This window comes from Acidobacteriota bacterium (assembly GCA_038040445.1).
In the GTDB taxonomy this organism is placed as follows: Bacteria; Acidobacteriota; Blastocatellia; order UBA7656; family UBA7656; genus Onstottus_A; species Onstottus_A frigus.
The window spans coordinates 101966-117185 of sequence record JBBPIG010000003.1; the positions used below are offsets into that span (position 1 = coordinate 101966).

The 15220-nt window shown below is 57.5% G+C and carries 14 protein-coding genes; 2 read left to right on the forward strand and 12 right to left on the reverse strand.

Features of this window, described 5'->3' with window-relative positions:
- Window positions 1-5 precede the first annotated feature (5 nt).
- From AABO57_04190 to AABO57_04200, 3 genes are all read right to left on the reverse strand, one after another.
- Complete coding sequence (locus AABO57_04190; GenBank protein ID MEK6284919.1) at window positions 6-3188, reverse strand: efflux RND transporter permease subunit; 3183 nt, start codon at window positions 3186-3188, stop codon at window positions 6-8.
- Between the two features lie 124 nt (window positions 3189-3312).
- Window positions 3313-4533 carry an efflux RND transporter periplasmic adaptor subunit gene (locus AABO57_04195; GenBank protein ID MEK6284920.1) on the reverse strand — a complete coding sequence of 407 codons (1221 nt, stop codon included), beginning with the start codon at window positions 4531-4533 and terminating at the stop codon, window positions 3313-3315.
- A 65-nt stretch (window positions 4534-4598) separates the two neighbouring features.
- Complete coding sequence (locus AABO57_04200; protein ID MEK6284921.1) at window positions 4599-5276, reverse strand: TetR/AcrR family transcriptional regulator; 678 nt, start codon at window positions 5274-5276, stop codon at window positions 4599-4601.
- A gap of 184 nt (window positions 5277-5460) precedes the next feature.
- On the opposite strand from AABO57_04200, the gene AABO57_04205 reads away from it, so the two are divergent.
- Window positions 5461-7311, forward strand: a complete 1851-nt coding sequence (locus tag AABO57_04205; protein MEK6284922.1) for a carbon starvation CstA family protein — start codon at window positions 5461-5463, stop codon at window positions 7309-7311.
- On the opposite strand, the gene AABO57_04210 is transcribed toward AABO57_04205, so the two are convergent.
- The 4 genes from AABO57_04210 to AABO57_04225 all read right to left on the reverse strand — a co-directional run bounded on the left by AABO57_04210 (window position 7280) and on the right by AABO57_04225 (window position 10001).
- Entirely contained in the window at window positions 7280-7822 is a 543-nt protein-coding gene (locus AABO57_04210) for an AAA family ATPase (GenBank protein ID MEK6284923.1), read from the reverse strand. The two genes, AABO57_04205 and AABO57_04210, sit on opposite strands and share 32 nt — an antisense overlap.
- Before the next feature lie 88 nt (window positions 7823-7910).
- Window positions 7911-8249: a PIN domain-containing protein gene (locus AABO57_04215; protein MEK6284924.1), complete on the reverse strand. Its 339-nt coding sequence runs from the start codon at window positions 8247-8249 to the stop codon at window positions 7911-7913.
- Complete coding sequence (locus AABO57_04220) at window positions 8236-8478, reverse strand: antitoxin family protein (GenBank protein MEK6284925.1); 243 nt, start codon at window positions 8476-8478, stop codon at window positions 8236-8238. The genes AABO57_04215 and AABO57_04220 overlap by 14 nt, the downstream gene beginning before the upstream one ends.
- A gap of 32 nt (window positions 8479-8510) precedes the next feature.
- Complete coding sequence (locus tag AABO57_04225) at window positions 8511-10001, reverse strand: MBL fold metallo-hydrolase (GenBank protein ID MEK6284926.1); 1491 nt, start codon at window positions 9999-10001, stop codon at window positions 8511-8513.
- Between the two features lie 142 nt (window positions 10002-10143).
- Here AABO57_04225 and AABO57_04230 point away from each other — a divergent pair, with 142 nt between their 5' ends.
- Window positions 10144-10746, forward strand: a complete 603-nt coding sequence (locus AABO57_04230; GenBank protein MEK6284927.1) for a DnaJ domain-containing protein — start codon at window positions 10144-10146, stop codon at window positions 10744-10746.
- Window positions 10747-10834: 88 nt separating this feature from the next.
- On the opposite strand, the gene AABO57_04235 is transcribed toward AABO57_04230, so the two are convergent.
- The 5 genes from AABO57_04235 to AABO57_04255 form a co-directional block, all read right to left on the reverse strand.
- The gene (locus AABO57_04235) at window positions 10835-11512 is read right to left on the reverse strand and encodes an outer membrane lipoprotein carrier protein LolA (GenBank protein ID MEK6284928.1); all 678 of its coding nucleotides are present in this window, start codon (window positions 11510-11512) and stop codon (window positions 10835-10837) included.
- A 1-nt stretch (window position 11513) separates the two neighbouring features.
- Window positions 11514-11852: a hypothetical protein gene (locus AABO57_04240; protein ID MEK6284929.1), complete on the reverse strand. Its 339-nt coding sequence runs from the start codon at window positions 11850-11852 to the stop codon at window positions 11514-11516.
- Window positions 11849-12559, reverse strand: a complete 711-nt coding sequence (locus AABO57_04245; GenBank protein MEK6284930.1) for an ABC transporter ATP-binding protein — start codon at window positions 12557-12559, stop codon at window positions 11849-11851. The genes AABO57_04240 and AABO57_04245 overlap by 4 nt, the downstream gene beginning before the upstream one ends.
- 99 nt (window positions 12560-12658) lie before the next feature.
- Window positions 12659-13837: an ABC transporter permease gene (locus AABO57_04250; protein ID MEK6284931.1), complete on the reverse strand. Its 1179-nt coding sequence runs from the start codon at window positions 13835-13837 to the stop codon at window positions 12659-12661.
- Entirely contained in the window at window positions 13837-14871 is a 1035-nt protein-coding gene (locus AABO57_04255; GenBank protein ID MEK6284932.1) for a hypothetical protein, read from the reverse strand. The genes AABO57_04250 and AABO57_04255 overlap by 1 nt, the downstream gene beginning before the upstream one ends.
- Window positions 14872-15220: the final 349 nt, after the last annotated feature.

The window sequence follows — 15220 nt, forward strand, 5'->3', positions numbered from 1 at the left end:
CTTGATTATTTGAATAGCCCGAGAAACATCGATGTAGCCGCAGCCGCCTTGCGCCGCGCCCACACGAATGGCAGTCGCATCCCGCGGCCGATACGTCCCCAGACGGGCGACATCGCCGCGTCGTCGAACAGCGAATAAGCCACCGGTGTGACTACCAGCGTAAGCAGCAGACAAAGCGACTGCCCGCCAATCACCACGACGGAAGTCGAGCGGTTGATGCCCGAACCGGGGCCGCTGCTCAAAGCCAGCGGCGTCATGCCCGCAACGAATGCGATTGTCGTCATCAGGATCGGGCGGAGCCGGTCGCGGCTGGCCTGGAGCAAAGCGTCGTGCCGTTCCATCCCCTTCTTCCGCAACCCGTTGGTGTGATCGATCTGCAGAATCGAGTTCTTCTTCACCATCCCGAACAGCACCAGCAGTCCGAGCATCGTGAACATATTCATCGCCTGCCCGGTGACTATCAGAGAAATGAGCGCGAACGGCAAACTTAGCGGCAAGGCCAGCAGCACCGTCACCGGATGGATGAACGATTCGAACTGCGCCGCCAGCACTATGTACATGAAGATGAACGAGAGAGTGAAGGCGACCATGAAGCCGCGGATCGTGCGGCCGATCTCTTTGCTCGAGCCCGCAACGCCTGCGTTGTAGCCTGGCAGCATACTCATCGCCTGCACTTCAGCTCCCAATTTCGCGAGCGCGTCGCTCTGAGAGAAGCCGGGCTTGAGATTGGCGGTCAGCATCACCTGACGCTGACGAGAGACGCGTTCGATCTGCGTCGGGCCGGTCGCCTCGTGCAACTTCGCGACGCTGTCGAGGCCGATGCTACCCAACCGCGTCGACGGCACGTTCAGCCGGCTGATGCTGCTTGCGTCCGTGCGGAAATCCAGGTTGGCGCGGACGTGGACTTCGTACTGCTCGCCGTTCTCGTTGTAGGTTGAAACTTGATCGCCGCCGACCAGCAGCCGCAACGATGACGCGATGTCGGAGATGCTCACTCCAAGCTCAGCGGCTTTCTGGCGGTCGATTGCCGCGCGCAGTTCGGGCTTGCCCACGATCAACGAAGTGTCTGCGTCCACCACGCCCGGAAAATGTTTGAGCTTGTTGAGCAGGCTCTGCGAATACTGGTCGAGCTGCTCGAGGTTGGGGCCGAGCAACATGAAGGAAACGTCGGCATTGGCGCGCCCGCCGCCGCTGATCGTGGCGACGGGCGCCACAATCGTGCGCAGGCTGTAGGACTCGAATTGCGGCAAGACTCTCTCGCGTACCCGCCCCATGATCGCGAACTGCGAGACAGGGCGGTCTGCCAGATCGGTGAGCTTGACGTAAATCCTCGCCTGGTTCTGCGTCCGCTGCTGATCGTCGCCGATGGTCATCAGCGTGTAATCGACATGATCGAGCTTGCGAACGCCGGCGGCGACTTGCTCGGCGATGTCCAGAGTCTTTCGCAGCGAAGTCCCTTCCGGCGCGCGGACCGTGACCTCGAATTCGCTCTGATCGTCGACCGGGAAGAAGTTGAACCCGACGTGGGGGGCGAGCACAAAGGTCGAGGCGAACGTCAGCAAAGCGATCACGCACACGGCCAGGCGGTGGTGCAGCGACCACCTCAGCAGCGACGTGTAGCCGCGATCCAGCACGCGGTTAATCAGCGAGCTCTTCTCTCCTGTGTGCGCAGCGGGTTCGCCCGCCCCGCCTTCTACGGACTTCCGCTTCAACCGCTTGAGCATTCGCGCGCTCAACATCGGCGTCAGAGTGAAGCTCACGAGCAGCGAGACCAGGATCGCGAACGACATCGTCAGCGCCATGGATTTGAAGAATCTCCCCGGAATACTCTGCATGAAGGCGACGGGGAGAAAAATCACCACCAGCGACAGCGTTGTGGCCATCACCGCCATTCCTATCTCTTTTGTCGCTTCGATTGCAGCGGCAAACGGCTCGTAGCCCTTCTCTTCGATGTAGCGGAAGATGTTTTCGAGCACGACGATCGCATCGTCGATCACGATGCCGACTGAAAGCGTCAATCCCAGCATCGACGGGCCGTTCAGGGTGACGCCGAAATAATCCATGATCGCGAATGTCGAGATGATCGAAGTCGGAATCGCTATCGCCGAGATGATCGTCGCCCGCAGGTTGCCCATAAACAACAGAACGACCAGTGCGGCGAGCAGCGAACCCAGCAACAAGTGCTCGCGAACCGCGTGGAACGAAGCGAGGATGAAGGTCGATTGGTCGCGCACGACATCGACCGAGTAACCGGCGGGAAGTGATTTCTTGACTACCGCCAGCCGCGCCTTGATCGCGTCGACCACCTCGATTACGTTAGTGCCCGACTGACGGCGCACCTGCAGCAACAGCGCGGGCTTGTCGTTGAGGCGGCCCGCGGTCAGTTCGTCCTCCTCGCCGTCTTCAGTGTGACCGATGTCGGAGATTTTGATCGGATACCCGTTGCGGTTGGCGACGACGATGTCGTTGAAGTCCGCCGGAGATTGCAGGCGGCCGAGCGTGCGCAAGGTGAGCGCGCGATCGGCCTGTTCGACGCGCCCGCCCGGCACTTCCAGGTTTTGCGCTTGCAGCGCCCCCCCCACTTGCGTGACGGTCAGGTTGTAACCGCGCAACTTGTCACCGTCCAGAAAAACGTTCACCTGGCGTTTACGTCCGCCGATAATCTGCGCCTGACCGACGCCGTTGACCGACTCGATCTGGCGTCGCAGTACCTTGTCGGCGAACTCGGTCATCTCGCGAAGGTTGCGATTCGAAGCGACCGAGATCGTCATGATCGGCGAGGCGTCCGGGTCCAGCTTTTCAATCGTCGGTTGTTCGATCGTGCGCGGCAGATTGGGCAGCGCGCGGTTGATCTTGTCGCGCACGTCCTGCGCCGCAGCGTCGAGGTTGCGTTCGAGATCGAACGAGACAAAGACGAGCGAGACGCCTTCGGCTGAAGTCGAGCGTAACTCGTCGATGCCGCTGATGGTGTTGACGGCCTCTTCGATCTTGTCGGTGATCTCGGTTTCGACTTCCTGCGGCGCCGCGCCGGGCAACCGCGTGGTGATGGTGATCGTGGGGAATTCGACTCGCGGAAACCGTTCAACAACCAGCCGGTTGTACGAGAAGACACCGAGCACCATCAGCGTCATAATCAACATCGTCGCAAAGACCGGACGACGAACACAAAGTTCTGCAAGTTTCTGCATAGCTTCTCTCTCCTGCGAACCTCCTGTGAGCGAAAACCCTGGGGGCGCAGGCATCCTTGCCTGCTTTCGGGTAATCGGCTTCTAAGCAAGGGGACGCCCGCAAGTATGCGCGCGCTCCCAGGTCTCACTTGCCGCCGTTTACGAGGCTGCCCTCTTGCAACTTGTCGAGGTTGCTGGTCGCAACGCTCTCGCCGGATTTCACGCCCTCGACTATCTCGATCAAGTCGCCATCGGCAGCGCCGGTCTTGACTATGCGTTCCGATGCGCGGCCATTTGCGATGACGAAGACCTTGTTCAAGCCGGCAATGACTTGAACCGCGCCTCGCGGCACCATCACCGCTGACACGTCTTTCGCGGTCATCAATTTCGATTTGGCGAACATTCCGGGTCGCAGCAGATTGCTCGGGTTGGCTACCTGGCCCTCGACCGTCAACGCGCGAGTCTGTTCACTGAGCGAAGGTCCGATGCGGACGACTCGCGCCGCGAAAGTGCGACCCGGGAAGGCTTCGACTGTCAGGGTCATCGTCTGTCCGATTCGCACCGAAGCCGCGGCGTATTCGGGGATGTCCGCGCGCAACCGCAGCGGATCGATCTGAACGATGGTGACGATTGGTTTGCCGGGCTGAAGGTACTCGCCTCGCGATGCGGACTTCTCTTTCACCACGCCGTTGATCGGCGAGATGATGTTGGTGTCGGAGAGTTGTTTCTTTGCCAGATCGAGCGCAGCGCGTTTTTCTTCGATGATGGCTTCGAGATTGCGGACGTTTTCCAGCGCCGCCTGATAGCGAGCTTCTGCTTGATCGAGCGTTTTCTGGTAAACGTCGAGCTGCTGCCTGGATATGTCGCCGCTCTCGGCCAGACTGCGGGAAGCGTTGAGGTCGTATCGCGCGCGTTCGAGCGCGGCGAACGCCAACCGCACGTCGGGTTGCTTTTTCGGATCGATCTTCTCTCCCCGTTTGATGCCGAGCCTGGCTTCGGCTTGATGCAGAGTGCCCTCGGCCTGATCGACCTTCAGCTTGAGCTCACGCTGGTCTATCCGTGCGATCACCTGGCCGCGACGGACCGCGGTGCCCAGATCTACGGTTATGTCGTCCAGGTTGCCGGATGCCTGGCTGGACACGGTCACTTCATCTTCGGCGGCCAGCGAGCCTACGACCTCGACTTCTCTATTAGTGACGCGTTCGACAACCGGGGCCGTCGTTACCTGGATCGGCGCCGCGCGATCCTCCTCCTTGCTATCCGGTTTGGCGTTGGCTTCTTTATTCTTACTCGAGCACGCCGCCAGCATGAACAACGACAAAAGCGACACAGCAATGAGCGTTCTCTTATTGCCAATAAAGTCCATTTCTATCACCTTGGTTTCGGTCTTTGTACTTGGCTCGGCTCGAGGGTCGCGAGGCGACGACTGCGTCAATCTCGCGCGGGCCGCGAACCTCTATGACCGGGTTTACGAATGCCGCTGAGAAAAATATCGACGAATCGATCGGCCATTTGATGGTTCGAGAATCTCAGATCGTCGTCGCGAAAGATGTTGCGTACTTGAGCCTGATTCAACACCATTCCAACGAAGGCGCGCGCGGCCAGGGCTGGATCGATGCTACGGAATGCGCCGTCACCGATCCGTTGCTTGATGTAGCGGCGAATCTGGTTTTTCATTTCGCGAGCGGTTGAGTGGAAAAAGATCTCAGAGAGGTCATGACCTTCGAGGGCGCTGAATAGCAGCAGTCTCATAAAGGTCCTATCCTTGCGGTGGAACTCCAGCATCTCAAAGGCAAGCGACCCGAAGTAAGCGTCGTCATCTTTGCGGCTGGCGGCCTCGTCCAGATTCTGTTTCATCCGATCCGTAGCTTGCTTGACCTTGTGATCCAGAATCGCGCGGTAGAGGTCATCCTTGGTGGCGAAATGCCGAAAGATTATAGCTTCGCTGACCAAAGCGCCGTCCGCTATCTCTTTTGTGGTGGTTCCGCGAAACCCCTTCTGGGAGAAAAGCTCGGCCGCGACCTCGACGATTTGTTGGCGCCGATTTTCGGCGGTCATCCGTGTCGGCTGCGACTTCTGCGACTTCTGCGGCAATGCTGCTGACGCCATCTAGCAACTCCTTCGGTCAAAGTTAGTAAGCACTAACATACTTACAGGAACGAGCCAAGTCAAGTCTTCAAGCCAAGAAAGGCTGATAGCTTTCGTTGACACGCCTTGTTTCCATCCCGTAGCATCTGCGTCGAACAAAACCCTGATCAGTTCCATAGCCTCGACGATTGCCAAAGGAGAGCGCATGAGTGCACTTCCGATAATGATTGGCGTGCTGTGCGTCTTAGCCATCGCCTATCGCTACTACAGCGCGTTTCTCGCCGCCAAAGTCATGGTTCTTGACGACTCGCGCGAGACACCGGCTCACACCTTATACGACGGCCAGAACTACTACCCCACCAATAAGTGGGTCTTGTTCGGGCACCACTTCGCGGCGATCTCGGGAGCGGGCCCGCTGGTAGGGCCGGTGCTTGCCGCGCAGTTTGGGTTTCTGCCGGGACTTCTTTGGCTGGTGATAGGCGTCGTGATCGGTGGGGCGGTGCATGATTTTGTGATACTGGCTTCGTCCGTGCGCAGACGCGGCAAGTCGCTGGCCGAGATCGCGCGGACTGAGATCAGCCCGCTCTCGGGACTGGTCACCGGCATCGCAATCATGTTCATCGTCGTCATTGCGCTGGCGGGCCTGGGACTGGTCGTCGTTAAAGCGCTCGGCGAAAGCCCGTGGGGGACTTTCACGGTCGGTTTTACCATCCCGCTCGCGCTGTTTATGGGGCTCTACATGTATCGCTTCCGCAAGGGCAAGATTGTAGAAGCGACGACCATCGGGGTGATCGGTCTGTTCATCGCCGTCATCCTGGGAGGCAGGATCGCGGAGTCATCGCTTGCTTCGAGCTTCACGTTTTCCGAGAGCACGATCACCTACATGATGGCCGGGTACGGCTTCATCGCGTCAGTGCTGCCGGTGTGGATGCTGCTTTGCCCGCGCGACTACCTGAGCTCGTTCATGAAGATCGGCACGGTTGCGTTTCTTATCATCGGCGTGATTGTAGTAGCGCCGCGTCTTCAGATGCCCGCGATCACGCCATTCGCAGCGGGCGGCGGACCCATTATTCCCGGCAAGCTCTTCCCATTCGTCTTCATCACGATTGCTTGCGGCGCGATATCGGGATTTCATTCGCTTATCAGCTCGGGCACGACGCCGAAGATGATCAACAAAGAATCGGACGCGCGAATGATCGGCTACGGAAGCATGTTGATGGAAGGGCTCGTAGGGGTCGTTGCGCTTGTTGCCGCGACGTCGCTTCTTCCCGGCGATTATTTCTCAATCAACGTCGACCGAGCGCGAACTAACTACGTGCAGTTCGTTGAGACTAACAGCACCGAGGGCTTTGATCTGCACGAACAAAAGCTCGAAGAGCTTACACAGGAGACCGGCGAGAAGAACTTACGCGGCCGCACCGGCGGCGCAGTCACCCTTGCCGTGGGAATCGCTCAGATCTTCAATTCGATTCCGGGGATGCGCGGGCTGATGAAGTACTGGTATCACTTCGCGATCATGTTCGAAGCGCTGTTCATACTCACGACCATCGATACCGGCACTCGTGTCGCCAGGTTCATGCTTGGTGAGTTTCTTGGGAGGTTTCATAAACCTCTTGAGCGGCCCGACTGGTGGCCGGGCGCGATCATAACGTCGGCTCTTATCGTTGCGGGGTGGGCGTACTTCATCCGCACGGGTTCGATCTCGACGATATGGCCGATGTTCGGAATCGCCAATCAACTTCTCGCCGCAATTGCGCTGTGTGTTGGCACAACGGTCATAATCAATGCCGGCCGGGCCAAATACGCGTGGGTGACGATCACGCCTTTGTGTTTTGTTGCGACGACGACGCTGACTGCCGGGTGGCGCTCGATCTTCGACAACTTCCTCGAAGAGGCGAAGAAACCCGAAACGATGTTCCGTGGTTATCTGAACGCGACGCTCACCGGAATAATGATGACCTGCATGGTGATCGTGCTGATCGATTCGATCATGCACTGGAGGCGGGCGATGCGTGGCGGCGCAATCAAGGAGCCGGCCGCTGAAGCTGCCGACTGACGTATCGCCCGATCCTTACATCGAAGTTCGATTGGGTGACCTCGTCCAGCGGGTGAATTTCGTTGAATCCCTCGTTCTCGATTGTTTGCAGAGTCTTTTCCAGCAAGGCGTACTGGTCGATCAAGGCTTGCTGGGGGACTTTTCGATCTCTCGCGGCGTTGCGGGCAAGACAAACCTCCATCGGCACGTTGAAGACAATCGCGGTTGTGTTGAAGTGAAAGCAATTCGCGATTTGAATTAACGCACTTCGATGTTCTCGCTTCAAGTTCGTGGCATCGGCAACCGTCAGCCTGCCCAACATCAAACGCTTCTCGATGATGAAGTACATCAAGTCAAACGCGTGCTTTGAAACGCTCTGATTGGCGGGATCATCAAAGACCAGCGCCCGGCATTCGTCGGACGAGACTGCTTGCGTAGGCAAGAAATTCTTTTTGGCCCACGTCGATTTGCCGCTTCCGGCTGGGCCGCAAAGCACGATGAGTGTGTTGCGTGGGATGACAATTTCAGTCAAAGCTATGATGGCTGGCTTAAGGTACTTTGAATGGATTGACGAGTGCTAGTCCTTCTATCTTTGAGTAGCTGTCAAAGTCTTCTGAGTATTAGCAGGTCACGCCGCCCTCCAGGGAAGCGGCAATGATCATCGCGTCCCAATAAGAAAGACTGTAGTCGCTTAGTAGCTTCTCTGCTTTATTGATAATCGGCCAAGATGGAAGCTTCGTCGTCCACAATCGTTGCAATCTCCGAATCTCTTGATACGCTCTATCTCGGTTAAACCCGAGGGGCTCCAACTTCCTGCTAGCTGCGATGAATTCGCATGCCACTTGCCAGAGCAGGACACCGTCGACAAGAGACTGAACGAGCGCATCGGCCGCTTCCTGCTTTACGGAGTCACGGGGATCATGGACATAGATTAAGACATTAGTATCAACGGCGTTCATGTAGTTCGTCGCGCGTGAAGCGAGGCGCGTTGGTTGGGATGGGGTTCTCTCTCATACTGCGTACAACCTCTTTTAGCAAAGCTGCACGTTCAACGGGGTCTGTTATTTCTGGCGGAATTGTATAGGGGTCGTCAACGGTCAGTTCTACCTCGGAGCCCTCAGGTAAGTCACAGGGCTGTTGTGGAACAAAAACCCCGTCGTGAAAAACCGCTCGTACTCTTTGACTCATAGCTCTGGTCCATCTATCGGAAACTGACGAAGCTATTGCACTACATAGTAGCCGCCAACTCGTCGTTTAATCTTGCCTTCTTCCGCCAACTTCTCGAGGTGCGCAACCGTCGACCGCTCTGCCAGTCCATACATCGAAGGGTGAACGTCGGTGTAAGCCGCTTCGACGATTTCGTGCGGCAGCGCGGCGCCCGCCTGCACCGCTGCGAGAATCTTGTTCTCACGCATAGTTCGATGCTCGACATACTCTTCGATCTTCTCGCGACCCGAGCCGATTGCCGGGCCGTGACCCGGAAACAGAACTGACAGCTTCGGCAATGCGAGCAGCCGGCGCAGCGAATCAAAGTACTGCAGCATGTTTCCCTCGGGTGGGTCAATGACAACGGTGCCGATGCCAACGACGAGATCGCCGGTGATGATCGCCCCGGTGATCTCTTCGTGGAAACTCAGATGACCGCGCGCGTGGCCGGGCGTGTGAAGCGCTCGCAGCCGCCAGCCCGGATCGCCTTCGATCTCGATCAATTCATCGTCTTCGATAAGCCTGTCGACTGTTACTGAATGCCTGATTCGATCGGCGGTCAGTCGGTGCGCGGCCACCGGAACGCCGAGGCGTGCTCGAAGGTGGTCTGCCCCGGCCGTGTGATCCGCATGAAGATGCGTCAGTATTATTTCTCGAACGCGGCGGCCCTCGGCTATAAGCGCATCGAGAAACCTGTCGAGCTCTTGCTGTTCTTCTTCATAAGGCGAGCCCGGATCGATGACGATGACCTCGTCGCCACCGATGATGTAGCAGTTTGTGTGCGTGGCGGGAGGAAGCGTCGGCGTCCGGACCGGAAAGAGGAAAATGCCCGGCCGAAACTCGATGCGTCTTACCATTCCGTGCTTCGCTTCAGGAATAGCGGTGAGCGCTGACGGTAACTCACCAATCCGATCGACGTGTTTCGCGAGCGTTTGGATGATGTGAAGCGTTGGCGGGGCCATGATGATGTCGCTGTGGCGCCATCTGTCCAACGCTTCGCCTGGCCTTATCCACTCGCCGGTCTCGAGCTCGCCTGTTTCGATCAATGCTTCTTGGCCTTCAGGCATCCACGCCAGAAAGAACCATGTATCGAAGCGCCGCGGCGCGAAGTGAGGCGTCACCCACCTGCCGGCGGGTTCAAAATGCGAGCCGACAATTTCAAGTCCGTCTTCTTCGAGAATATGTTTGAAGCTCTTCGTGCCTGCCTGCATCGCCTCCCGCTTTGCGCTGATCTGTGCCGGCGACAACCGCTCCGCGCCACGCGCCAGCAGCACGCCGGTTTCTTCGAAGAACTCGCGTACGGCGCATGCGCGCATAACCGCTTCGTCGCCGTCGCCCCCAACAACACCAATTCCGCTGTCTTCCTTGTCTAGCTGCCCGCCTGGGAACGCGTGGAAGCCTCCCATAAACTTTAGCTTTGGGCTTCGCTTGACCCAGAAGACTTTTGGGTCCGCGGGATCTTTCAGCAGGATGATTGCGGCGGCATCTTTAGGAGTCACTGGCATGCGGCTCAATATAGCACGAAGCGGGCGCGCTCTTCGACGCTTGAGATCAGGGGTTGTGCGTCATGTTTTCGCGCAGAGGTTAACGGCGTGCGGCGCTTTCAAGCTGTTGCCTGCTTTCCCTGAAAAACTATAATGGCCGCTGATGGCGATCCAGAAGTTCGATTCAAGCAGAGACTACTACGACGTTCTCGGTGTGAGCGAAGACGCGAGCAAGGAGGACCTCGATCGCGCTTATCGCAGCGAGGCTCGCAAGCGTCATCCAGACGGCGGCGGCACCGATGAAGAGATGAAGTCTCTCAACGAAGCGCACGATATCCTGAGCGATACGGAAACTCGCAACGCTTATGACGCAGAGCGAAGGCCCCAGCGCGCCGCTTATCCGTCGTCGATGGCATTCGATCCGGAGGCGGCGTCAAGGGCGGGAACGTTGAAGATTCCGGTTGCCGATCCGGATTTGGCTGGATTGTTGATGGGTGTGGCGGCGTGTTTCGGACTCGGGATACCGCTCCTGCTGCTGGTGGAGATGCAATGGGTATTCTTTCTTTGGCCGCTGCGAATCATGTCGCTCGGCGCGCTGGTGATGGGAGTGTTGCTGGCGCATTCGGCCCTTTCGGTGAAGCGCCGCAAGATGATTAAGGCGCGGCCCGTTTATCCGCGCGGCTTAGTGGTGTTACAGGAGTTGGTGTTCTGGATTGTCGCGATCGGCGTTGTCGGAACACTGGTCGTGCTTCTGTATCTTCCGTAGAGCGGTGACTGTGGGGAAGCGCGAGGAACACAGACTAAAGTCTGCGCTACCTGCGGGGAAGCGCCTGCAGTACAGACTAAAGTCTGTGCTACCTGCGGACGACTTTAGTTCCGGAAGGCCAGGATACTTTGAACGTGTCGCCTGAAGCTCCGGCGCTCTGCTTCAGGTTGCTCAAGCTAAACGTGGTGACGTTGTTGTTCGTCTCGACGATCTGATATTTGATTGGAAGCCACAATGATTGATCGACCCACAGGGTTACTTTCTTCGCAGAAGACGCGCCCTTCGGCGTCAACTCGAGCTTCGCGGTCGAGCCTTCGTCGCCTGCATACACGATGTTGAACTGGCTCTTGAGCTCCGGCACGGACTTGTATGGCGTTGCTATGAACGAGAACTCCTGATTCTGTGAAGCCTGCGCCTTCCGCGTTGTCAAGATGACCTGGTTGATGCGCGGCTGATATAGAGTGATGTTGTCGCCGACTACCGCAACAACCTGACCGTCAGGTATTGAGTAGTTGATACGGAGCTTGTCCTGATTCTTACCGGAGTGTTGGAAGTAGATCTTGCCGGTGTAGACCTCCTTACCGCCGATCTGCATGTCGCGTTTCTCTTGCCGCAAGTCGGCTTCAATGGTTTTGATGGATCGGGCAGCCCGTTCCATGTTTGCGAGCACTTCATCGAGCTTTCCGTTCATGCCCGCACCGCGCGCCGGGATAGACGCTACGACGGCGAGCGTGACTAAGGAAAATAACAACCTACTTCGTATCATGTTACTTCTCCGGCAATTGAACCGAGTCATCAGATCTCTGCCAAACCAAATAGTTGATAGTTCCTGAACTGTCCTGAGTTTTGTCGATGCGCGAAACTCTCACCAGGTGGCCGGTCTCCCGAAGTCGTTCTTCGATTGCTCGGATGTCGTTTGGATCGATTTCTCCTAACTCATCGCCTCGCACGACGAGCGGCGTCGACATGCTGCGTGAATGAAAGAAGCGGTTCGGTGAAAGAAAAATGAAAGCCAGGATCAGCACGCACATAACATCGTACTGCCAGCTTCCGCGCTCGTAGGACCAAAAGAGGATCTTTTTCAGAGTGCTTAGGAGAATCTTCACGGTCGTCCCCGAACTGCTTCGGCAGGCACGCTCGAACGAACGACGTGTCCGTCTCGCATTTCAATAACGCGATCAGCTCGCGCGGCTGCTTCCCCGTTGTGAGTGATCATTATGATTGTCTGGCCGAATTCCTTGTTGAGCTGGCGCATCATGTTCAAGACGATATCAGAGTTCTCTGTGTCCAGGTTGCCGGTCGGCTCGTCCGCGAGAATTATAGCCGGGCGATTGATCACCGCGCGAGCGATTGCCACCCGTTGTTGCTCGCCACCCGAAAGCTCGAGCGGCTTATGGTGGAGCTTGTCCTGAAGACCGAGCAGTCTGAGAACCTCGCGTCGTCGCTCGGGATCCTGATTGTTCTTTCCCGAATAGATTCGCTCAGCCAGCTTGAGGTTACCCTCGGCGGTTAAGGTGGGGAACAGGTTGAAGCGTTGGAATACGAATCCGATTCTGCGGCGGCGCAGATCGGTGCGCTGGGCGTCGGTCATAGCCGTTAGGTCCTCACCCTGTATGATCACCCGGCCGGACGTAGGTTTGAGCATTCCTCCGACGATATGCAGGAAGGTGGACTTGCCGCAGCCCGAGGGCCCCATGATCGCGACGTATTCGCCGGGCTCTACCTTCAGGGTCGCCCCACGCAATGCATGCACGTCTACCTTGCCGACGTGGTAGACCATCTCGAGATCGATTGTTTCGAGGACTGGGTTCATTGTTGGTCCGTGGTCCGTAGTCCGTAGTCCGTAGTCCGTAGTCTGTAGTCAGTAGCAACGCGAGCTACGGACTACTGACTACGGACTACGGACCAATGACTAATCATAACTTATCGCTTCGACTGGATCGAGGTTGGCGGCGCGCATTGCCGGGTAGATTGCGCCGATGATCCCACCGAGCACGCCTATGAGCGCGGCGATCACCAGCCACTTTGGGTCCAGGTCGATCATCAATCTTGTGTTCGCTTCAAGTACAAGCTTGCCGATCACCGCGGCGGCGAATCCAAGCGCCACCCCCATCGCGCTGATCAACGCGGCCTCCTTCTCGATGGTAAAAACAATGAAGCGCTTCGATGCGCCCAGGCTTTTGAGTATTCCGATCTCACGCGTTCGCTCGATGATCGTCGTGTACATCGCAAGCAATATGACGAGCACGCTAATTACAAGGCCGAGCCCTATCACAACATCCAGGAAAATCTCCACCGGCGCGAGTCCCTGCGAGTAAAGGGCAGGTATCTCGCTGGTTGCGATGACACGGTTGCCGGGGTAATAACGCCGCAACTCCTCGATCACCTTGTCTGCAAGTTCGGGCCTTTCGCACTTGACCATCACGAAAGTGCAGTTCTGGGCGCCCCCCAACAGTTGCTGCATGGTGTGCAGCGGAATCTTTACGCGAGCCAGCACCGACGGTTCGTAGATGCCGACGACCGTGAAGTCGTGACCGAGCACTTTTACCTTGCTGCCGATTCCCACCGGTCTTCCGTCGATGTCTTTACCGCTGTCAGCATAGTAGTGATCGACGATGGCTTCATACTCGGTGCCGGGCGTGCGTCCGTCCCCTAGTCCTCGGCCCTTGGAAAGAGTCAGTTGCGTGGTCGTGATGAAGCTGGCGTAGTCCAAGCCGTCCACCATCTCGAATCCGATTCCCGCAACGCTTCCCTGGACGTACTCGCCTACGGGCGAGGTTGCCGCGACGCCTGCAATCGGCGGCTTGGGTTCGATGTCCGGATCGTCTGCCGTAGGTTGAAACCCGTGAAGAATCGTATCGGAGTACCGCTCCGGCAGCATCAGCGGGTTGCCGGCGAGCGCGATGTTGCCGCCCGGTAAAAAGCGGACCTCGGCATCAACACCGGATTGGCGTCGCGCGGCATCGCGCATCATGCCTCGGGCGAGCCCTACAAACAGAGTGACCAACAGGACTCCAAGCGCAACTCCGATAATGCTGATTGCCGTGCGCAGGGGACGCTGGCTTATGTTTGCTGCGATGAGGCTGTCCATTACTTGTTCGCGGGCATGGGAACGTTGGGCTTGCGTGGTGGTTCGGTCGTTGCCTTGCGAGGCGCATCCAGATTTATCTCTTCCAGCTTCTCGGTGTTCTCGAGATCGAACGTTGTGATAGGCAGCTCGGCATTCACCTCCACCGTTTCGGCGACCAGCATCAGATCGAGGCGATAGCCGTCGTTGCGCCGGTCAATGATCACGCGTGCGGGCCACACCGAATTGCTGTTGGGTGCGGTGAACCAGTTCGAATAGGTAACGTCGCTGGCAAGCCTGCCAACGCCATTCTCAAAAGTCTGCTGGCGAGCGAGCGGAGTGCCGGCCTGGCTGCGGTCGAACCAGAACTTGCGGCGCAACTTGAGCTGGCCTTTTTCGTCGCGTTCCATCACGTACACGACGTAGTAGCTTCTCTCGACCAGGCGATTCTTCTTTCCCGGGCGAGTGTCGGCCTCTACCTGGCGGACCTCCTCGCGAAACGCGTTGGGCCGGTCGCTCTCGGCGATGGGCTTGATCAAAAACGAATCGGTGATGTGCTGCGGCCGCATGTTTACCAACCCACCTGCCTTGGTAAGCTGAGGGTCGTTGGTGCGACTGATTTCCCCTGCATTCAACCGCTCTATGTCGCTCAAGTTGCTGCCGTATACGAATCGCCGCTTGTCTTGTGGGCGGTACATGGCCAGTTTGAACCTATGCCCGTCGCTCACCATCTCGGCAACCTTTTTGCTCAAAAAAGTCACGTTCATCCTGGTGTCTTCGGGTCGCTTGAATCGAATGAGTCCGGTTGCAGACGGGAACTCGTCGGCTTTCGCTCCCTCGCCGGTGAAATAGTTCCGGACGGTAACATCGGCTTGCGCCGAGAACGTCTGAATCTGGCTGTAGGCGTTGATCCGGTCTATGAGTTGGTCGGTAGATAGCTGCTCTTTGACCGGCAGCAGTTCGTTAACGTTCACCCGGCGCACGAATAACGCGCACGCCGACCCGAGCAGAGCCACGATCGAAATCAAGACGAACAACAGGTATCGAGTGCTTTTCACGCCGAACAGGTTTCCAAACATAATAGTGCTGTATACAGAGGCCGCCGTTGCTAACCGCGCAAGACTGAAAGCTAGCAAAGTGTTCGAACGCCTGTCAACGAAGCGTTTCCCCGCGATGGTCCGTCTCTTCCTGCGTGCCCCAAAACGGATTCTCTAGTTGCTCCGAGCTTGTCACGATTCAGCCTCCTTTAGTTCGTCTTAGTGTGGATCATTCTGCCAATGGCGAAAAGGTAATTGTTGCTCAGATGCAGAGTGTGTCCGGCGAAACGGTCGTTATCAGCGATATCGGTGGTCAAGTTCCAATCAACACAAGATCAGGACATCACCCAATCCCGTTGCGGCGGCGCTG